Annotated in this window: 26 protein-coding genes; 6 read left to right on the forward strand and 20 right to left on the reverse strand. The window is 30.4% G+C overall.

Annotated features, from left to right (window positions below; genetic code table 11):
* Positions 1–22: 22 nt before the first annotated feature.
* From BN350_RS09630 to BN350_RS09665, 8 genes are all read right to left on the reverse strand, one after another.
* Complete coding sequence (locus tag BN350_RS09630) at positions 23–607, reverse strand: hypothetical protein (protein ID WP_028043411.1); 585 nt, start codon at positions 605–607, stop codon at positions 23–25.
* A complete protein-coding gene (locus tag BN350_RS09635) occupies positions 600–1,109 on the reverse strand; it encodes a hypothetical protein (RefSeq protein ID WP_028043412.1) in 510 nt (169 codons plus the stop codon). Before BN350_RS09635 ends, BN350_RS09630 begins: the two co-directional genes overlap by 8 nt.
* Positions 1,110–1,165: 56 nt before the next feature.
* Positions 1,166–2,665, reverse strand: coding sequence for a ribosomal protection-like ABC-F family protein (abc-f, locus tag BN350_RS09640; RefSeq protein WP_028043413.1), 1,500 nt, complete (start codon positions 2,663–2,665; stop codon positions 1,166–1,168).
* A gap of 238 nt (positions 2,666–2,903) precedes the next feature.
* On the reverse strand, positions 2,904–3,146 hold the full coding sequence (locus BN350_RS09645) for a stage VI sporulation protein F (protein WP_028043414.1): 243 nt from the start codon (positions 3,144–3,146) through the stop codon (positions 2,904–2,906).
* A 32-nt stretch (positions 3,147–3,178) separates the two neighbouring features.
* The gene (locus BN350_RS09650; RefSeq protein WP_028043415.1) at positions 3,179–4,189 is read right to left on the reverse strand and encodes an NAD(P)H-dependent glycerol-3-phosphate dehydrogenase; all 1,011 of its coding nucleotides are present in this window, start codon (positions 4,187–4,189) and stop codon (positions 3,179–3,181) included.
* Position 4,190: 1 nt separating this feature from the next.
* Positions 4,191–5,498, reverse strand: a complete 1,308-nt coding sequence (gene der / locus BN350_RS09655; RefSeq protein WP_028043416.1) for a ribosome biogenesis GTPase Der — start codon at positions 5,496–5,498, stop codon at positions 4,191–4,193.
* 16 nt (positions 5,499–5,514) lie between these two features.
* Positions 5,515–6,174, reverse strand: a complete 660-nt coding sequence (cmk, locus tag BN350_RS09660) for a (d)CMP kinase (protein ID WP_028043417.1) — start codon at positions 6,172–6,174, stop codon at positions 5,515–5,517.
* Positions 6,175–6,213: 39 nt separating this feature from the next.
* On the reverse strand, positions 6,214–6,867 hold the full coding sequence (locus tag BN350_RS09665) for a hypothetical protein (protein ID WP_028043418.1): 654 nt from the start codon (positions 6,865–6,867) through the stop codon (positions 6,214–6,216).
* A 111-nt stretch (positions 6,868–6,978) separates the two neighbouring features.
* On the opposite strand from BN350_RS09665, the gene BN350_RS09670 reads away from it, so the two are divergent.
* Entirely contained in the window at positions 6,979–7,161 is a 183-nt protein-coding gene (locus BN350_RS09670; protein ID WP_028043419.1) for a ferredoxin, read from the forward strand.
* A 38-nt stretch (positions 7,162–7,199) separates the two neighbouring features.
* Here BN350_RS09670 and BN350_RS09675 read toward each other — a convergent pair whose 3' ends face one another.
* From BN350_RS09675 to BN350_RS09695, 5 genes are all read right to left on the reverse strand, one after another.
* Complete coding sequence (locus tag BN350_RS09675; RefSeq protein ID WP_028043420.1) at positions 7,200–7,412, reverse strand: hypothetical protein; 213 nt, start codon at positions 7,410–7,412, stop codon at positions 7,200–7,202.
* A gap of 110 nt (positions 7,413–7,522) precedes the next feature.
* Positions 7,523–8,266: a pseudouridine synthase gene (locus BN350_RS09680; RefSeq protein WP_028043421.1), complete on the reverse strand. Its 744-nt coding sequence runs from the start codon at positions 8,264–8,266 to the stop codon at positions 7,523–7,525.
* 43 nt (positions 8,267–8,309) lie between these two features.
* Entirely contained in the window at positions 8,310–8,819 is a 510-nt protein-coding gene (locus BN350_RS09685; RefSeq protein ID WP_028043422.1) for a spore maturation protein B, read from the reverse strand.
* Positions 8,812–9,381: a nucleoside recognition domain-containing protein gene (locus tag BN350_RS09690; protein WP_028043423.1), complete on the reverse strand. Its 570-nt coding sequence runs from the start codon at positions 9,379–9,381 to the stop codon at positions 8,812–8,814. The genes BN350_RS09685 and BN350_RS09690 overlap by 8 nt, the downstream gene beginning before the upstream one ends.
* Positions 9,374–10,384 (reverse strand): D-alanyl-D-alanine carboxypeptidase family protein, encoded by a 1,011-nt coding sequence (locus tag BN350_RS09695; RefSeq protein WP_028043424.1) that lies wholly within the window; start codon positions 10,382–10,384, stop codon positions 9,374–9,376. Before BN350_RS09695 ends, BN350_RS09690 begins: the two co-directional genes overlap by 8 nt.
* Positions 10,385–10,496: 112 nt before the next feature.
* Here BN350_RS09695 and BN350_RS09700 point away from each other — a divergent pair, with 112 nt between their 5' ends.
* A complete protein-coding gene (locus tag BN350_RS09700) occupies positions 10,497–11,483 on the forward strand; it encodes a LacI family DNA-binding transcriptional regulator (RefSeq protein WP_028043425.1) in 987 nt (328 codons plus the stop codon).
* Positions 11,484–11,503: 20 nt separating this feature from the next.
* On the opposite strand, the gene BN350_RS09705 is transcribed toward BN350_RS09700, so the two are convergent.
* Positions 11,504–12,028 (reverse strand): DUF5662 family protein, encoded by a 525-nt coding sequence (locus tag BN350_RS09705; RefSeq protein WP_028043426.1) that lies wholly within the window; start codon positions 12,026–12,028, stop codon positions 11,504–11,506.
* Between the two features lie 107 nt (positions 12,029–12,135).
* Between BN350_RS09705 and BN350_RS09710 the strand changes: the two genes are divergently transcribed.
* The gene (locus tag BN350_RS09710; RefSeq protein WP_028043427.1) at positions 12,136–12,507 is read left to right on the forward strand and encodes a hypothetical protein; all 372 of its coding nucleotides are present in this window, start codon (positions 12,136–12,138) and stop codon (positions 12,505–12,507) included.
* On the opposite strand, the gene BN350_RS09715 is transcribed toward BN350_RS09710, so the two are convergent.
* The 3 genes from BN350_RS09715 to BN350_RS09725 are packed head-to-tail and all read right to left on the reverse strand — an operon-like array spanning position 12,497 to position 13,474.
* Complete coding sequence (locus tag BN350_RS09715; RefSeq protein ID WP_028043428.1) at positions 12,497–13,063, reverse strand: Sir2 family NAD-dependent protein deacetylase; 567 nt, start codon at positions 13,061–13,063, stop codon at positions 12,497–12,499. The genes BN350_RS09710 and BN350_RS09715 overlap by 11 nt on opposite strands.
* 2 nt (positions 13,064–13,065) lie before the next feature.
* Positions 13,066–13,236 carry a hypothetical protein gene (locus BN350_RS20630; protein ID WP_155849100.1) on the reverse strand — a complete coding sequence of 57 codons (171 nt, stop codon included), beginning with the start codon at positions 13,234–13,236 and terminating at the stop codon, positions 13,066–13,068.
* Between the two features lie 10 nt (positions 13,237–13,246).
* Entirely contained in the window at positions 13,247–13,474 is a 228-nt protein-coding gene (locus BN350_RS09725; protein ID WP_028043429.1) for a hypothetical protein, read from the reverse strand.
* A gap of 251 nt (positions 13,475–13,725) precedes the next feature.
* On the opposite strand from BN350_RS09725, the gene BN350_RS09730 reads away from it, so the two are divergent.
* Positions 13,726–15,138 (forward strand): ROK family protein, encoded by a 1,413-nt coding sequence (locus BN350_RS09730; protein WP_028043430.1) that lies wholly within the window; start codon positions 13,726–13,728, stop codon positions 15,136–15,138.
* Between the two features lie 116 nt (positions 15,139–15,254).
* A complete protein-coding gene (brxF, locus tag BN350_RS09735) occupies positions 15,255–15,683 on the forward strand; it encodes a BREX-3 system P-loop-containing protein BrxF (protein ID WP_028043431.1) in 429 nt (142 codons plus the stop codon).
* A gap of 21 nt (positions 15,684–15,704) precedes the next feature.
* Here brxF and BN350_RS09740 read toward each other — a convergent pair whose 3' ends face one another.
* Together BN350_RS09740 and mnmM are read right to left on the reverse strand one after the other, a co-directional pair.
* Positions 15,705–15,902 (reverse strand): alpha/beta-type small acid-soluble spore protein, encoded by a 198-nt coding sequence (locus tag BN350_RS09740; RefSeq protein ID WP_028043432.1) that lies wholly within the window; start codon positions 15,900–15,902, stop codon positions 15,705–15,707.
* A 44-nt stretch (positions 15,903–15,946) separates the two neighbouring features.
* Positions 15,947–16,486: a tRNA 5-(aminomethyl)-2-thiouridylate-methyltransferase MnmM gene (gene mnmM / locus BN350_RS09745; RefSeq protein WP_028043433.1), complete on the reverse strand. Its 540-nt coding sequence runs from the start codon at positions 16,484–16,486 to the stop codon at positions 15,947–15,949.
* 52 nt (positions 16,487–16,538) lie between these two features.
* Between mnmM and BN350_RS21930 the strand changes: the two genes are divergently transcribed.
* Complete coding sequence (locus BN350_RS21930; RefSeq protein WP_028043434.1) at positions 16,539–17,081, forward strand: DUF2238 domain-containing protein; 543 nt, start codon at positions 16,539–16,541, stop codon at positions 17,079–17,081.
* On the opposite strand, the gene BN350_RS09755 is transcribed toward BN350_RS21930, so the two are convergent.
* Complete coding sequence (locus BN350_RS09755) at positions 17,017–18,639, reverse strand: B12-binding domain-containing radical SAM protein (protein ID WP_028043435.1); 1,623 nt, start codon at positions 18,637–18,639, stop codon at positions 17,017–17,019. The two genes, BN350_RS21930 and BN350_RS09755, sit on opposite strands and share 65 nt — an antisense overlap.
* Positions 18,640–18,666: the final 27 nt, after the last annotated feature.

An 18,666-nucleotide genomic window follows, 5' to 3' on the forward strand; every position in this document is an offset into this window, starting at 1 on the left:
AGAACACTTTATATAAAGTGTCCTAATCCATTTTTTTCATTTTTTCTTTATGTTTTTTACGAATTTCCTTATTCCAATATTTATTTGCCGTTTTCATAAATATCTTATCTGTCAACATAGTAACTTTGCTATGTGTTTCTTCATGTTTCAAGATAGCAGAAGCAAAACTTTTTATGTAGTTTGAAACAACAAATTTTGATGCACTTTTCATAATGAAAAGGACTGATCCAATCTTCAATGAACCTTTAAATTGTAAATTTTCCTTCTCACACCATTTCATTATAATTTTTTCAGACAAATTACATTTTTCAGGCTCATATTCATCACATGCAATTAAAGCATATACTTCTGTTTTATTTTTTAACTGATTTTCTAGTTTTTCAAATATTTCCAAAGTTGAAGAAGGTATTGAATCTAAAGCAATAGAAAAAAGAAAAACGACTTGATCATATTCAAAGAATGCACGTTCATCAAAATTAGAAGCATTTCTCACATCAATAACACAATGATCATGAGATGATAAATAAACTTCTAAACGTTTTAAAAATGGTTCAACAAATTCCTGTGCGTGTTTCAGTCCTGAACTCACTAGTAATATTTTAGACATGATCAACACCCCCAAATGTGTGAAGTGTATCTTCTAGTTCATATTCTTCACAAAAATATGCATCTACTGACGAATAAGAAAAACCTAATGTCGATTCATCTAATAAATCTTTAAACATCCTTTTTTCTTCATCTGTTACAACATCACCATAGCCAATAACTAATAATTTTTTACGCAATTGGCTAACTCCTAAATGACAAGTTTCACCATCTACCATTGAATAATAAGGTTCATGATTAACAACTAATCTCTCTAACATCTTTTTAAAAGGGACATCAAAACAACCATATTTAACTTTTGTTATATAAACAATTAATTGACATTCATTCATCCATTTAGAAATAATATTCATGTCATCACGAAAATAACATGCTCCTTCACATTTGAGGCATTCTAAACCACCTGTACAGGCAGAATAATGAATATTATTTAAATTCACAACAACAGAATTTTGAAACAATCGTGTTGAAATATCTTTATCTGTAACAACTAAACTTTTCATATTTCATCCCCTCATAAACATCTCTTTCTTTATTGTAAAGGTTACAATTTCTTTTGTCAAACAAGTTCATTAAAATCAATAATTTTAGTCGCAATTTTTTCTTGAAAGAATTGGTCGTGTTCAACAAATAACAAGGTTGGCTTATATTCTAAAATCAGTTTTTCAATTTGAATTCTTGAAAAAACATCAATATAGTTTAATGGTTCATCCCAAATATATAAATGGGCAGATGACGATAATGATAAGGCTAACATGATTTTCTTTTTCTGGCCTTCGCTCAATTGTTCTATGCGTTTTTTTAAATGGATATGAGAAAAATCAAGTTTCCTTAAAATAGTAAAGACTAATGTCTTATCAGCATGCTGAGCATCTATGAGATCATCTAAATAACCCGATAATGATGAACAATCTTGTGGCACATAACTGATTTTTAGACAACTTCCCTTTTCATAGTTTCCTTGATACATTATCTTCTTTCCCAAGATAAAAGATAGAAGACTTGACTTCCCACAACCATTTTTACCTTTCAATAAAATACGATCACCATTTTCTACTGAAAAAGTTAAATGACGAAATATCGTTTTTTGATCATACGATAAAGAAAAATCATAAAAGTTCAATAATATTGATTGAAAATATGATAAAGTTATCATTTTTAAATCATCATAGACTTCTATATCCTTAAAAAGCGTTTTCTTTTCTTCAATAGCAAGATTTTTCCTTGTTTCAATATTCTTAGACCTCTTCATCATTTTCGCTGCCATATGGCCAATATAGCCCTTATCAGGTTTAACCATCGCATCTCGATGTCCATGTGCATTTTTGGATTTTTCTACTTTATCTGACCATTGCTTAGTCTTTTTACGTGATTCTTCTAATCGATGAATATCTCTCTTTAAATGCTTATTATATTGTATTTCACTCATATCTTTCTTCTGCTTATTTTCATACCATGATGTGAAATTCCCATTAACAACTTCTATAGAAGTAGGATTTATCGCAATAATGCGATGACAACAACCATCAATAAAAGCACGATCATGACTGACAAGCAAGAATCCTTTTTGCTTGTTCAAATATTCTGCCACAATTTTTCTAGATGGTTGATCTAAATGATTTGTTGGTTCATCTAACAATAAGAAAGTATTCTTCTTTAAGAAAAGAACTGCCAATAATACTTTTGTCCTCTCACCTTGTGATAATGTATGAAAAGGACGATACATGATATCATCACTATCCATATTTAAAAGATGAAATTCTTTGACAAGTTCCCATTGTTGAATATATGGTGCAATATCTAAGCAAATATCAATTGTATAAAGACTTTCATCCTTAACTTCATAAGGAAAATATTCACATGATACTGATTTAATAATTTCACCTTGATATTTATACTGATTCATCAGCAATTTTAGAAAAGTTGTTTTTCCTCTTGCATTCCTACCAATGAGTGCTGTCTTATACTCTGTATCAAACGAAAATGATACGTCATTAAAAATGAAATCATAGTTTCCTTCATAATAAAAACTTAAATGTTTTACTTGTATAACTGCCATATTCATTCCTCCTTTATGTATAAAAGCGACAAGAAAACAGACTTGTCGCTAAAAGAATATACATAGAAGAGTATATCAGTGAAAGATGTCCATTTTCTTGCGCGCATAACAAAAAGAACGTGACTTTTTATTATGCATTTGTTTTAGCAAGAAAATGTATACATCCTTCCACCTCATTTCTAACCTTTATTATAACCAATTCAGAGAAAAAAGACAAGAAAAAGAGTCCATTAGGACTCTAAACGAATTTATCAATATCAGTTGGAACTTGATTATTCTTAATAATATTAATAATTTTATTCATTTGTTCAGGTTTCACTTGCTTATTTGTCATTTTAGAAATCTTATTGACAAACTCTTTGATGTTTTCATCATTGTTTAAATCTTTTGTCTGTAGATCACTCGCAAGCGATAAAATATCCTGTTTTGAAACATGCGTTTTACTTGATACCTTATCTAGTAATTTATCCTGTTTATCCAATTTTATCACCTAGAATAATATATGCATAAATCTTATAATTGTTCGGCTTTTAAATCTCTCATCATTAATGAAGCAACTGTTTCTTCTGGTGAAGCATTTTCATATAAGACACTATAAACAGCATCAACGATAGGTGTTTCAATACCATAGTCATGTGTTGTTACATCATCATGAATAATTTTGCATGTTCTCACACCCTCACACGTCTTTGTATTATGAGCCATAAAATCGATAGCACGATTACTCTGACCAATTTCATATCCAGCCTGAAAATTACGTGAATGAACAGATGAACAAGTCACAACCAAATCACCAATCCCTGTTAATCCAAAATATGTTTCACGTTTTGCTCCCTTAATCATCCCATAAAGCGACATTTCATGCAAACCACGAGTTATTAACGCAGCTCTTGTATTATCTCCATAGCCTAAACCAGCAATAATACCAGATGCTACTGCAATAACATTTTTATAAGCTGCTCCATATTCAGCTCCTACTTCATCAGTTGTTGTATATACTCTAAAATAATGATTAGAGAAAAGTTTTTGAACATCTTTAGCATAAGTTTCTTCTAATGAAACAGCACAGACTGCAGTTAGTATTCTTTCCACAACCTCCTCAGCATGTGAAGGTCCAATTAATGAGACAACTGGATTAATTTCATCTTGTGTAAAAACATTTCGAATTGTTTCTGAAATACGCATATTTGTATTCATATCAAAACCTTTAGAAGCATTAATTATGGTCACTTTATTATGTAATAAAGGTTTCACTTGTTCCAAGGTGCTTCTCACAAATTGTGTAGGAATAGTAATTAAAATATATTGTGCATCTTCTAATGCCTTTTCCAATGAAAGTGTTGCGACAATAGATTCTTCTAATTGTACTTCTTTAAAATATTTATAATTACAATGCCTTATATTAATATCATCTATTTCATTTTGATCAATACCATACATCATCACTGTATGTCCATTATCATTAAGAACACGCGCAAGTCCTGTAGCCCAACTTCCTGTTCCCAAAATTGCAATTTTATTCATCTTAATCCCTCTTTCTTGCAATAATATGTATAGGTGTTCCTTCAAAACCAAATGATTCTCTTAATCTATTTTCAAGATAACGCTTATAACTAAAATGTAAATACATTGGGTCATTGGTAAATAAAATAAATGTTGGAGGACAAATACTCACCTGATTTGCATAATATATTTTTAAACGTCCACCATTAAATGTTGTTGTTGGATTCATTGCCTGAGCATCTATCAAAACATCATTTAAAACACTTGTTGTCACACGTTTACGATTATTTGCATAAACTTCCTGAATCATTGGAAATAACAAGCCAACACGTTTATGTTCTTTTGCAGAAACAAAGATAATAGGTGCATAATCTAAATATTTAAATTGCTCACGCAACTCTTTTTCCATATTTTGCATTGTCTTCTCATCTTTTTGTACCAAATCCCATTTATTAACTATCAATATAACTGCTTTTCCCGCTTCATGAGCATAACCAGCAACATGCTTATCCTGTTCAATAATACCTTGTGCTCCATCTACAACAACCAAAACAACATCACTTTTCTCAACTGCCGATAAAGCACGTAAAATTGAATATTTTTCAACATTTTCATAAATTTTTCCTTTTTTACGCATTCCAGCAGTATCAACAACACGATACTTTTGCTCATCTTTAACAAACGCTGTATCAATAGCATCTCTTGTTGTTCCTTCAATATCAGAAACAATAACACGTTCTTCACCAAGCAATGCATTTGTCAATGAAGATTTCCCAACATTAGGTCTTCCAATAATTGAGAAACGAATTTCATCTTCATCATATTCTTCTTCTGTATCTGGCATGAGCTGAATGACTTCATCAAGTACATCTCCAATTCCGATTCCATGACTTCCTGAAACAGCAATAGGATTACCTACTCCTAAACTATAGAAATCATATATATTATCTTTATATGCCTGATCATCTATTTTATTAACTGCCAACACAACTGGCTTTCTAGATTTCTGAAGCATTCTTGCAACAAATTCATCTTCTTTTGTAATTCCTTCTCGACCATTGACTACAAATAAAATAACATCTGCTTCTTCAATAGCAATTTCAGCTTGCATCTTTATCTGTTCTGTAAAAGATGCATCCTCTATTTCAATTCCACCAGTATCAATCACACGAAATTCACGTGTTAGCCAACTAGCATCAGCATAAATACGATCACGTGTAACACCAGGAACATCTTCTACGATAGAAATTCTTTCTCCAACAATACGATTAAATATCGTAGACTTCCCAACATTTGCACGACCGACAATTGCCATAACACCTTTTCTCATTCAATCCACTTCCTTTCTACACTCTTTGTGACACTAAATTCATAACGCGCGCTACAACTTGATCTAAAGTCATATCAGAAGTATCAATTTCAACAGCATCATCTGCTTTTTTTAGTGGTGAAATTTGACGATTCATATCCTGCTCATCTCGCATGGCTATTTCTTCTTTAATCGCTTCTAAATCTGATACAATACCTCTTTCAATATTTTCTTTATGTCTTCTCATTGCACGACATTCAATACTTGCAATTTGATAAATTTTTAATTCTGCATCTTTTAAGACCACCGTTCCAATATCACGTCCATCTAAAATAACGCCTCCACCTTGAGCCATTTGGCGTTGTTTCGCAACCAAAAAATCTCTAACAGACTGATATTTAGACACGACACTTGCTCCCATTGAAACTTCATTTTCACGGATAAATGATGTGACATCTTCTTGATTCAAATGAATTGTACCATCAGGTAACATCTGAATATCAATTTCCTTTAATAATTTACTTATTCCTTCTTCATCTTCAAAATTTACTTTTTTCTTGATTGCATAAAAAGCTACACATCGATACATTGCTCCTGTATCAATATAAGTATAGTTCAAATTCTTTGCAACTAATTTTGCAATTGTAGATTTACCTGCTGCTGCCGGTCCATCAATCGCTATTGAAATTCTTTTCATAATATATCCTCCTTAAAAAACTAAGGTTTCCCCTTAGTTTTAAAACAATAACTGTTTCACAATAAAAAATGCTAAAACAATAAACACAACAATAAAAATCACTATAACATAATTCAAAATAGTAACAACTTTACTTTCTTCTTCAGGTTCATCTTCTTCAATGATTTCAGGTTCACTCATTTGTTCTTCACGACGTGGTTTTTGTTTTTTATGTTTCTTTGATTCATGCATTAAATCAGCAACTGTCAAATCTTCTTCAAACTTCTTTAACTCTTCGGCATCTTCTTCTGGAGACATAGCTGCTAATTTTTCTAATAAAGACATCTTTTTACGAGGTTCTTCGTCAAAATCATAAGCATCAGTTTCATCATAAGAATGTGCTGGAACATGTTCTTCTTCCTGTTTGATTTTATTAAGAATATCTAAGCGCGTGTTATATTGTTCTTTACCAACATTCACCTTAACCTGATTCAAAGCCATCTTCACTTCTTCATTATCTTTTTTTAATGTTTCATAAGAAAGAGGCTCTATTAATGTATCATCAACACTCTGCTTTTCATCTTTTGGTAAAAAAGCCAAAAAATCATCATCAGCATCATCAGAAGTCTCAACAACATGACGATCTATAGCCACTTCTTCCTTCATTTCTTCTCTTAATTCTTTATATTTATTAATCCTTGTCTGTTTTTCCATCTTTTCATCACCTTCCTCATTATAACATAACTATAAAAATTATAAAATAACCTTTAAAAATAATTATTTTTAGTTTATAATAAAATTAGAATGAAATAGGAGGAATAAAAAATGTACAAAGTAAATGAAAATTGTATTGGTTGCGGTGCTTGTACTGCTGTATGTCCAGAAGTTTTCGATTTAAATGATGATGGATTAGCTGAAAACATCATTGGTGATGTTCCAGCTGAATTAGATGGTTCTGCTAAAGAAGCTATGGAATCTTGTCCAGTTGCTGCAATCGTTAACGAATAGTAGATAAAAAAGATCTCATAGGAGATCTTTTTTTATTATCACTTTGTAACAGGTTTATAGAAATTCATTTCATTTTCAATCATTCTTTTTTTATCATCACTTTGAGGTTGTTTAAAAAAGGTGATTGTGTGACACTTATTACACCAAATAAAGTGAACATTTTCTAATTCTTTATATTCTATAAAAGGTTCCTGGGCTCCACATATCCCACACATATTTGCTTTTTCTTGTTCTAAAACCACACTACGCATATTTTTACCTCCTTGTTTAACATTATAATCACTTCTTATTTTTCTGCAATAAACTTCATCATACAAATATCGTCAAAAAACACAAAAAAGAATATCTTTCTTTGATATCCTTATCTTTTACGGTAATCTGTTTTTTTAGTTAATGCCATTGTTTTTAATTCTTTAACTTCCTGTGGTTTTAATCTTCGATATTCACCAGGTCTTAAGCCTTTAAGTTCAATTCCCCCAACAGAAATACGATGCAACCTTTTCACACGATGTCCCATTGATTCAAACATCTTTTTAACTTGACGGTTTTTCCCTTCCATTAATTTAATCATTAACATTGTTGTTTTATGTTCAACATCTTTTCCAACAACCTTAATTTTGCAAGGTAAAGTCTTAACTCCTTCAAGATAAATTCCTTTTTCTAATTTATTCAATGTTTCACCAGTCACTAAACCACTTATTGAAACTTCATAAACTTTCTCCAAATGTGATGAAGGATGCATCATCAAATTAGCAAACTCTCCATCATTACTCATTAAAAGTAATCCTGTTGTATCATAATCTAGTCTCCCAACAGGATAGATACGTTCTGGTATTTCCCTAAAATAGTCAATAACTGTTTTTCTCCCTAACTCATCACTTAACGAACAGATACATCCCTTGGGTTTATAGAAAACATAATAAACTTTATTTTCACCTTCTAATGTTTTGTTGTCAACCATGATTATATCACCTTGCTTGACCTTAAATCCTAACTCACTTACGACCTCACCATTGACTTTGACTCTGCCTTGACGAATAAGTTCTTCCGCTTTTCTGCGTGATGTATACCCACTCGATGCAATTGCTTTTTGTAGTCTCTCCATAGTCTCACGTCCTTTCTTTATCCATTATACACATATTTACAAATTACACAAACATTTTCAAATAAATCATAATTGCAAATAAAACAGATAAAAAATCCATCATTAAGCCAATCCATAAAGCATAACGTGTATTCTTCATTTGAATTGAAGAAAAATATAATGCAACAACATACATTGTTGTATCACTACCACTTTGAATAAGCGTTGCTAATAAACTTAAAGGGTGATCTACACCAAATACTTCATAAAAAGAATAAAGAAAGGATAGCGATGCATTTGCACTAATAGGACGTAATATCCCTAATACAAAAATATCTATAGGAATCTGTAACCATTGGATAACTGGCTGAAATAGTGAACTTAAAACATCTATAGTCCCACTACTTCTTAACAATTGAACAAACAGCATAAAAGCCATAAGTGTTGTAAATATAGGTTTAATTAAAGTTAGAGCGTCTTTCACACCTTCCATGAATAGTTCAAAAAGATGACATCGTTTGATAAGCCCATCAACAAAAACTATGAGCAAGAAAATAATAATGACTTTATTCATGATCTATCACCCTTTGCACAATAAGACCAACAACAATAATTGTTATTGCAATCATTAACATATAAGGATAAAACGCATAAATATCTGCTGATCCCATTTGCTGTCTTAACATAATTAATGATGATGGAAACAAACATAAACCTGCAGTATTCACAATGACCAGCGTTAGCATTTCTCGACTAGGTCGATCATGATGTGGATTTAATTCATTAAGCCTTTGAAAAGCCTTAATACCACTAAGTGTTGCCAATGATCCTAGACCTAATAAATTGGCAACTACATTGGAGGAGAGATAAGCATATACATGATCTTTATTAAGAATTGGTCCATAAATCAATCTTAATAATGGTTTTAATAAAAATGAAAGGTAATCCATAAATCCTGTTTTTTCAATAATCTTCAAAAAGCCACCCCAAAAACAAGCGGATAAAATCACTGTGGTAACTAAATCAAATACCAAATAAGGAGTTTCCATCATAGCATTCATCATATCACCTTCATGACCAAGTAAGAGCCCCGTTAACAAAAAAATAACAACACTCCATTTCCATACCTTAGCCATTGATCAATTCTCCCAACAAAATCATCCAATATCTTAAAATAATCTGGATTCCCTCACTTCTTTTCACTTCATAAATCTGCTGATTTGAGACATAGACCTTGAGTGTTTCATTTCCTCCAGAAAAAGATGTTTTTGCTGCCTGCTGTCCACAATAATATAAATCTTCATCAATTAAAAATGAATGTCCATGATATTGATAGATACCTTTTGGTAAAACTAAAATATTCTGGTACTTTTCAAAACATTCTTCATATTTTTGTTTATGGAATTCAAAATCATTTCCACAATTAAAAGTAACAATAATTAATGAAATATCATTTTTTATCGCCCTTGTTACTAATGTTCTCTTCGCTTTTTTTGTATATCCTGTTTTTCCACCAACACAATATTCATATTCATCAAGCAATCGATTTTTATTATGCCACGTTCCTCCACCATCTTCTCTTAAATAAGTTTCTTTCATAACAATATCATTAAATATAGGATTCTGTGAACAATACGCCATCAATAATGCCATATCATAAACTGTAGATTGATTGCCATCATCTTCTTCGTCTAAGCCTGTCGGATTAGAGAAATGTGATTGTGTCATATTCAGTTGTTTGGCTTTTTCATTCATCATTTTAACAAAATGAGGAATATCTCCACCAATATTTTTAGCAATAACATTTGCTGCATCATTACCACTTCTAAGCAACAAGCCATGTAATAAATCTCTTAAATTAATGTGGTCTCCAATATGTATATAGACCCCACTACCCCAAGCTTCATTTACTTCTTCACCAATTTCATATTCATCATCAAGCTTTCCGTTTTCAATGGCTACAATAGCTGTCATTATCTTTGAGATAGACGCCACACTTTGAACAGTATTTTGATTCTTACCCTCTAACACTGTTCGATTATAAGAATCCATCACAATATATGCTTTACCCTGAAAATCAATAGCTTTAATTGGTGTTAAACATAATAAAAAACAAAATAAACATAGACACTTTTTCATAATATCACCCACATCATTATATGAAGCAAAACAAATGTTATGATTAGTTATTTTTAGTAAATATTGATTTTAATTTTACTAAATGGTAGAATAAAACAAAGGAAGTGATAAAATGGCAACATTAAAAGATATTGCAAAATTAGCAGGTGTTTCTAGTGCGAGTGTATCGCGCATTTTAAATAATGATCCAACATTAAATGTCCCCATAGAAACAAGAGAACGTGTATTTTCAGCTGCCAAAGAACTGGGATATCAAAAGAAAAAAAGAAAATTTGATGATAATATAATGACAATTGGCATTATCCAATGGTTTTCACCAATTCAAGAAACTGAAGATCCCTATTATCTATCTATCAGACAAGGCGTTGAGGAATTTTGTTTTCAAAACAAAATAGCAATTAAAAGAGCTTTTCATACTGATGTAGATTATCTTTTTTCATTGGAAGGTATAGATGGACTTGTTTGTATTGGAAAATACAGTCAAGAAGATATGAATACTTTTCGCCAATTATGTCCTAACCTTATTTACCTTGATATGAATATTGATCCTATTCATGAATGTTGTATTGTTTTAGATTTTAAAAATGCAATGAAAAGTGTCATTGATTATCTTCACACATTAAAACATCATTCTGTGGGTTACTTAGGTGGTAAGGAATATACAGGTAGCGTTCTTTATCCAGATGTCCGAAAAAAATATTTTATGCGTTTTTGTGAAGACAAAAACATTCAGTATAAAGATTATATAATGGAAGATTCTTTCTCGATTGAATCTGGATTTACAATGATGAATGAATTAATACGTCAAAAAAAGATCCCTTCTGCTATTTTTGCAGCAAGTGATCCTATTGCAATTGGAGCATTACGTGCATTAAATCAAAATGGTATAAAGGTTCCTCAAGATATTGCTGTGATTGGTTTTGATAACATTAATACAGCAAATTATACAACTCCACCTTTAACAACTATTTTTGCTCCAACATTTGATATGGGTTATATGGGTGCACGAATGATCTATGATGCATTTAAAAGAAATGAAAACATTTCTCCAATTCGTATCCAAATGCCATGTTTCCTGATTGAACGTGAATCATGTTAAAGTGAGACTTTTATAGAGTCTCACTTTTTGTTACATATATGTGTATTGATATAATCAATTGTTTCATTTAAACCATGGTTATGAAGATGTATTAAAAGTTCTTCTAATAATGCCCTAGTATCTGGATGCATAATATAAGTATGCTTCCCTCGCTCATAATATGCTAATGGAAAAGTATCCTGATAACGCTCACCCTGATATGTCATGCTTGCAGCAATGCGATCACAGAACATTTCAAGTACATAACATGTTGGCATCTTGGCGGGAACAAGTCCATGACGCGTAAAATCAACCCAAAATTCCCAATGATGCTTATTTCGTCCTTTATGATGCAACCATGCTAATGAATACCCTTTTTCACTTCTTTCAGCAGAGTTTGGAGATTTATCGCCCTGATAATAACGAACACCCGTCATAAATTCACAAGGTGAATATTTCGACATATCATGTAATAATCCCTGTTTATATAGACCGATTCGAAAACAAAGTTTCATGACTTTTATTTTGTGTTTTGTAATTGTTCTAAAATGTTGTATAGCTTTCATATTCTCACCACAAAATAGTATACACCCTTTTATATTTCTAGTAAATCTCTTTATTTTTTTTAAAAGCGTGCTATAATAAGGTCGGATATGCAAAAGGAGGTGCGAAAATGCCTATTAAAGTTGATGTCCGTACAAATATTAATGATTATGAATTAACACTTGAAAAATGTTCTGAAATTATTTCAGCTTTACAAGATACTTATCAAAATCTTAGAAAAGAAATGTATAATCTCTTCTTAGGGAAAAAGAGTCTTAAGAAATCTATCATTTTTGCTATTATATTATTTATTTTATATTTCTTAACAGAAGATATGTTTTTTGTTTATCTTATGCCTATATCTGTTGTTTTATCTATGATTACATCTATTATTAGTGCTGAATATATTACTTCACAAACACGTAAGCAAATTCGTGAACAACTCCAGCATTATAAAGAAAAACGTGATAGATTACTAAGCGATCAAAAAATCAAGGTTTAATTCCTTGATTTTTTAGTTTCTCTAATATTTTTCTAACATTATGAGCTGCATCTTCTTGGATTTCTATGATTCTTGCTCCTCTACTTCTCGCTATTTCCCTTAAATCAACAGAGATTCCTGTATGAAATGAGCAACCAATAACTAGGAATACATCACCTGGTTCTAAGTCATAAACCATCTCATAGCCTTTTTGATAGTTTGGAGCAGGATCACCATATAATACAGGTTTATTATATAAACTATAAGCCCTGTCCATTTCATCATCTTCAGGGAGTCCGCCATGTAACTCTAAAGCATCACTGCCTGCAAGTTTATGTAAACCATCAATATTCATTGTAATAATAGGAATCTGATATTGCGCTAATGAATAGTGTGCATCATTAGGTTTCGCTCCATTCATATTGGCTTTTAATTGTCTAATCACTTCATTGTATTCTTTATGATGTCTTTGAGCAAAGCTTCTAAATAGTTTTTCCCTCACATCAGGTCTTTCCATAAATGTTGGAATATGAGATTGTTTTGATATTCCTGCACCAGTAAAAGCAATTATTTTCATTTTCAATTCATTTCCTTTCTTACTAAACATCTATATCGTTTTCTTTCTGCCACTCCATAAATATTTCCACAAATAAGTTCAAAATCATCATATAGATCAAACTCACAAATTTTATCTAAAAATTCATCTATATAGTGATGACATCTTAAAATATTAAATAACTCTTTTCTCATATCTTTGTCATTAACACATTCTCTTACAAAAAAATCCAAAAATATCTTTATGCTCAATATCTTCATATGATGGTAATCTAAAATTATTTGTATCATGATCAGGAATTTGACTATCCATCGCCAAACTTTCTTTTTCTATTGGAGAAAAAGGATATATATCAAAAGTATTTGTATCCTTATGATAAAATATAGTGGCATGTTCTCTCATTTCTAACATCAACTCTAAAACTGTTGCCATACACTCTCTGCCTTCTTTATATAAAACTTAAAAATGAAGTATAAACACACATAGATTTTATACCATCATTTCTTCAAGTTCTTATTATACACTATCTATGGCTAAAAATCATGCTATTGTTAGATAAGACAAAAAAATTTATCATTGAATAGAAAATAAGCATTTATTTTATGAAAAACTTTTTCCAAATGAGTAAAAAAACTAGATTTCAATGATAATAAACATATAATGAAGATAAAGAGGTGAGAAGTATGGATGAATTTTTAAGAGAAATACATACATTAATATTCAAGGAATGGATTCTCATTCAAGACCAAAAGAATTATCAAATCCATTTAGACGATAAAAACGATGATATTATTATCATTGAAACAGATTATAGTTATAGTCAAATCACTTTTAATCCACTGAGTATTATTGAATTATCAGTAATGAATACAACAAATCAGGAAATTGAATTTTATCTTCATTTCCAAATGAAAACAATGAAACATGCTATAGAATTATTTCATGAAATGATTGAAAGTATACAGCAATTGGTTGAAAAACCAAAAATTAAAATTCTTTTAAGCTGTAGTGGTGGATTAACAACATCATATTTTGCATCAAAATTAAGTGAAGCAAGTGAATTATTATTTTTAAATTATGAGGTGAAGGCGATTGGTTATAATGAATTATTTAATGTAGGCCATGAATATGATGTTATTATTTTAGCTCCTCAAATTTCATATATGCATGCAAAAGCGCAAGAAATCTTTAAAAATCAAATTGTTATAAAAATACCACCTCATATTTTTGCAAAATATGATGTAGCACAAACATTACATTTAATTGAAGATGCATTAAAAAACAATCAATCAAAAAAAATTGATCATGAATCACAGCCTCTTTCTTTACAAACAACAATTCATAATGATACAAAGATATTAGTGCTATCCATTTTCAGAAATAGTTTGAGAGTTCATATTGCATATCGTATATATGATGAACAAAATCATGTTTTATTGGATAATGAAATTATTAAACCCAAAATGACAATTCAAGATATTTTTGATATTATCGATACCTCTATTCTTCATTATCCAGACATCAAAATAGTTGGTGTCTCGACACCTGGAATTATCAATGATGGCTATGTTATTTCTGCTAATGTTGATGGACTTGAAGATATGGACCTTATGTCCATTTTATCATCACGCTATAAACAGATTAAATTTATTTTAAGTAATGATGTGAATACTGCTGCTGTAGGCTATTATGCATCACAAAAGCAATATGATTCTCTTTCCTTTTTATTCCAGCCAACAAATCACTTTTCTGGGGCAGGAACAATTGTTAATGGACAATTAATTCGCGGTCGAGCTCATCTTGCAGGTGAAGTCCAGTATTTACCTATGTGTCTATCAGATGATTATCTATCATTAGCGAAAACACCAGAAGGTGCTCTTGAACTTGCTACAAAGATTATTCTTTCTATTATCAGTATTATTAGTCCACAAGCTATTATTTTATGTTGTGTACTTATCCCAGATATTGATGAATTAAAAAAAGAATTGAAAAATTATCTCCCAGAAGATTTTATACCTGATATTATTAAAGTAGATATCTTACAAGAATACACACTTTTAGGTCAACTCATTCTCTGTGTCCAAGGGCAAAACTAATGTAGCAAAAAATGCTACATTTTCTTTTTCTTAGAAAATCTTATGATTAATGATAGAAAACGCTTACAATAAATGCTATAATAGACATATCAAAACACATAAAGGAGATTATAATAATGAACATAAGTCAAAAAGTAGAGGAATTAAATGATATTAAACACAAGTTACTATTAATTATTGGACAACCTGGAAGCGGGAAATCTAAACTTATCCGTGAATACAGCAATGAAACTGGTATTCCTATTGTTGATCTTGATAAGATATTCATCAATACACCTAGTGAGAAACTTATGCATGAAATGAAAAACTTTTTATCAACATATCATCAAAAAGTTTTGTTACTTGATAATAAAAAAATTCTTTATGCCAAAAATAGTCAAATTGATTTACTTGCTTTCTTAAAAGAATTAAGTGAAGACATTATCGTCGTTGCAACTTGGAATGGAAAAATTGAAGATGGTCAATTGTTCCATTTCTGTAAAGATGCACCTGAAGATCTTATCTATTCTGTAGAAAAAGAAGATTTCAAATATACATTATGTTAAAGACAGGGAATCATCCCTGTCTTATTTTTTTGGCATCTGATTTTTTAATTGTTTTTCACCTAAAGCCACTAATTGCTTCGTTATCTCACCACCAATAGAACCAGCGACATCAGCTAAACTTTTTCCCTGATGATCAACCCCATTAGCAATTTCAAATTTCATTTCATCAATGCCTTCTTTTGCTTGCGGAATAAGTAAACGTTTTGATCGAGAACTCACAAACTCACCTCTTTCAAGACTATTTTGCAGCAATATGTATATCTTTATTCAAGATGATTTTTATTTTTTCTCTCAATTTCTATAACATATGGTGATAAATGTTTATTCATCATGCGATATGTTGATACATGAAACTGATGAGCATCTAACATACTTACATATTCATCAATCCATTGACTTTCTTTTTTTCCTTCATCATGTCCCGGATATACAACAATAAATAAAACATACTGCATTCCCACAATAGCCTTTTCAATAGCAATTTTTGTTGTCTGCAATAACGTCGTTACATGATGACCAGCTAATGGTAAATATCCTAAATTAAAAATTCCAATATCAAATGAGTTCAAATATTTATCCATGTTTTCATGTCCATCAAAGATAAAATGAATACCTGCCATTGATTTTAACTTCTTTTTCGTATTTTCAAATGCTTCCATTTGAATATCAAATGCATAAACCTCTTGACAATATTTTTGCAAAAAAACAGTATCATGCCCATTTCCCATTGTAAAATCGACACCAATCAAATTTTTTGGATAAGATAAAATTCTTTGATGAACATACTCTACCATTGTTTTCATTTATTTATACTCCTTTATGAATACTTTTCTTATTTTTTTCTATAATATGAATATGAAAAATATCTATAAAACATTATTTATGATTTACATTATAACATTAATCATGTCTCTTTTTTATCAGTTCCATTTTAGTTTTTTTATTTCACTTGCCTTATTAGTTCCACTTTTCTTTATACAATCCTATCTTTATCGGAGTGAGTATATTGTCTATATCTATCTCACTCAGGTCTTAGGTACAACTTGTGGTTTTTATAACTTACCCTATTATGATAAAGTTATGCATTTTCTTTCTGGTGCTCTTTTTGTCATCATAGCTTATATTCTTCTCCAACCGATGATCACTCAAAAGTCACTCCTATATATTATGATTAATTGTGTAGAAACAGCAATTGCTTTTTTATGGGAAGTTTTTGAATACTCAGGTTTGATTCTCTTTAACTATGATGCCTCTAGGCATTATACAACAGGCGTCCATGATACGATGCAAGATATGATTTTTTCTTTCTTAGCAGGACTATTAATAACTTTCATTATTTATAAATTTCCATCTTACATTGAAAGTCTTTATAAATCACAACCAGATAACCCTGACTAATTCTCTCAACAATCGCATATCTAAAAAGCATTTCTTGAGAAAGATGGTATTCATCTACCAAATAACGAATGACATCCTTTCGTTGTTGAGCTGTTAATGTAGGATGATACCATCTTTTTGGTTTCACTTTAAATAAAGATAAATAATCCCATATTAATAAATCATGATATTCTTCACCTAAATAACTGTCTAAATACATAAATAATTCATCTAATTGATAGCCTATTTTTTTATAATGATGCTGATGATGAAAATAAGCGAACTGATAAAAGAAATCAAAAGGTGATTGAACTTGACTCATAACAGCATTCATTGTTCTGACAAAACGACCACTATTCCAATATTTTTCTAACATATCTTCAGCCATATGAATTTTTATAACATCTTTTTGTGTTAGCCACTTATTTTCAATCATTTCATAAGGTGGTTCTTTCTGATAATGATATCCATACACCAATGCATCTTCCCTTAAAGATGTCCCTCTTAATAACTTCAAAAATCCTAATTGCAATTCTTTAGCATGAAACGCAAAAACATCATCAAATGATTTTTTGAAACGTTCATATGTTTCATAAGGTAGTCCAGCAATCAGGTCAAGATGTAAATCACATTTTCCATCTTCCATAAGTTGCTGAACAACTTCACTTAATCGATCAAAATTTTGAATCCTTTTTACTGCTTTATTCGTTGGTTCATATGTTGATTGTATTCCAATTTCAAACCTTAATAAATCTTTGGGTGCATTATCTTTGATAAAATCTATAATTTTCTGGTTTAAAACATCAGCATTTATTTCAAATTGAAACTGTTGCCCTGGCTGGTAATTCTTAAAAATATAATCTAAAATCATAATAGCATGATCTGCATCAGCGTTAAAACTACGATCTAAAAACTTTACTGTTCTTATATCGCTATGGCAAATCATATCCAATTGTTTAAGAAGATAGTCTTTGCTAAAGAATCGTAAACCTTTTTCTAAAGATGATAAACAATATTGGCATTGGAACGGACATCCTCGACTAGATTCAAAATAAAGAATACGTTTAGACATATTGTCACGATCTTGAGGAAGCATATAAGGTGAATCTAAACTTTCAACATAAGCTAAATCTACCGTTGCAATAATTGAAGAAATATGATCATGATAACTCACACCTGGAATATCAGCATTTTGATGATTTTCTATTGTTTTTAATAATTGGGGAAAAACACGTTCTCCTTCTCCACTTATTATATAATCAGCATATGTGGAATCCAAAAAATATTGTGGTTCATAGGTCACCTCTGGCCCACCTAAAATAATCATCATCTCTGGCTTTTCCTTCTTAATCATTTCACATAATTTTTGGATGTATTCAATATTCCATATATAACAAGACAATGCCAAGACATCAATTTCCATTGATAATATATCTAAAACAATATGTTCTAAGGAATCCTTAATTGTATATTCTTTAAAATCAATATCAAAATCTTTATATGTAGAAACATATAACAATCTTAATGAAAGTGATGTATGAATAAATTTTGAATTTAAAGTTGTAATCAGTGTTTTCATAAATTTCTCCTAAAAATAATCTAGGGA

The organism is Candidatus Stoquefichus massiliensis AP9, assembly GCF_000455285.1.
Taxonomy (GTDB): Bacteria; Bacillota_I; Bacilli_A; order Erysipelotrichales; family Coprobacillaceae; genus Stoquefichus; species Stoquefichus massiliensis.

Excerpts from the sequence above, each read along its gene's own strand:
- BN350_RS09630 (WP_028043411.1), bottom strand. The coding sequence starts at position 607 with ATGTCTAAAATATTACTAGTGAGTTCAGGACTGAAACACGCACAGGAA.
- BN350_RS09635 (WP_028043412.1), bottom strand. The coding sequence starts at position 1,109 with ATGAAAAGTTTAGTTGTTACAGATAAAGATATTTCAACACGATTGTTT.
- abc-f (WP_028043413.1), bottom strand. The coding sequence starts at position 2,665 with ATGGCAGTTATACAAGTAAAACATTTAAGTTTTTATTATGAAGGAAAC.
- BN350_RS09650 (WP_028043415.1), bottom strand. The coding sequence starts at position 4,189 with ATGAATAAAATTGCAATTTTGGGAACAGGAAGTTGGGCTACAGGACTT.
- der (WP_028043416.1), bottom strand. The coding sequence starts at position 5,498 with ATGAGAAAAGGTGTTATGGCAATTGTCGGTCGTGCAAATGTTGGGAAG.
- cmk (WP_028043417.1), bottom strand. The coding sequence starts at position 6,174 with ATGAAAAGAATTTCAATAGCGATTGATGGACCGGCAGCAGCAGGTAAA.
- BN350_RS09665 (WP_028043418.1), bottom strand. The coding sequence starts at position 6,867 with ATGGAAAAACAGACAAGGATTAATAAATATAAAGAATTAAGAGAAGAA.
- BN350_RS09670 (WP_028043419.1), top strand. The coding sequence starts at position 6,979 with ATGTACAAAGTAAATGAAAATTGTATTGGTTGCGGTGCTTGTACTGCT.
- BN350_RS09675 (WP_028043420.1), bottom strand. The coding sequence starts at position 7,412 with ATGCGTAGTGTGGTTTTAGAACAAGAAAAAGCAAATATGTGTGGGATA.
- BN350_RS09680 (WP_028043421.1), bottom strand. The coding sequence starts at position 8,266 with ATGGAGAGACTACAAAAAGCAATTGCATCGAGTGGGTATACATCACGC.
- BN350_RS09685 (WP_028043422.1), bottom strand. The coding sequence starts at position 8,819 with ATGAATAAAGTCATTATTATTTTCTTGCTCATAGTTTTTGTTGATGGG.
- BN350_RS09690 (WP_028043423.1), bottom strand. The coding sequence starts at position 9,381 with ATGGCTAAGGTATGGAAATGGAGTGTTGTTATTTTTTTGTTAACGGGG.
- BN350_RS09695 (WP_028043424.1), bottom strand. The coding sequence starts at position 10,384 with ATGAAAAAGTGTCTATGTTTATTTTGTTTTTTATTATGTTTAACACCA.
- BN350_RS09700 (WP_028043425.1), top strand. The coding sequence starts at position 10,497 with ATGGCAACATTAAAAGATATTGCAAAATTAGCAGGTGTTTCTAGTGCG.
- BN350_RS09705 (WP_028043426.1), bottom strand. The coding sequence starts at position 12,028 with ATGAAAGCTATACAACATTTTAGAACAATTACAAAACACAAAATAAAA.
- BN350_RS09710 (WP_028043427.1), top strand. The coding sequence starts at position 12,136 with ATGCCTATTAAAGTTGATGTCCGTACAAATATTAATGATTATGAATTA.
- BN350_RS09715 (WP_028043428.1), bottom strand. The coding sequence starts at position 13,063 with ATGAAAATAATTGCTTTTACTGGTGCAGGAATATCAAAACAATCTCAT.
- BN350_RS20630 (WP_155849100.1), bottom strand. The coding sequence starts at position 13,236 with ATGAGAAAAGAGTTATTTAATATTTTAAGATGTCATCACTATATAGAT.
- BN350_RS09725 (WP_028043429.1), bottom strand. The coding sequence starts at position 13,474 with ATGGCAACAGTTTTAGAGTTGATGTTAGAAATGAGAGAACATGCCACT.
- BN350_RS09730 (WP_028043430.1), top strand. The coding sequence starts at position 13,726 with ATGGATGAATTTTTAAGAGAAATACATACATTAATATTCAAGGAATGG.
- brxF (WP_028043431.1), top strand. The coding sequence starts at position 15,255 with ATGAACATAAGTCAAAAAGTAGAGGAATTAAATGATATTAAACACAAG.
- mnmM (WP_028043433.1), bottom strand. The coding sequence starts at position 16,486 with ATGAAAACAATGGTAGAGTATGTTCATCAAAGAATTTTATCTTATCCA.
- BN350_RS21930 (WP_028043434.1), top strand. The coding sequence starts at position 16,539 with ATGAAAAATATCTATAAAACATTATTTATGATTTACATTATAACATTA.
- BN350_RS09755 (WP_028043435.1), bottom strand. The coding sequence starts at position 18,639 with ATGAAAACACTGATTACAACTTTAAATTCAAAATTTATTCATACATCA.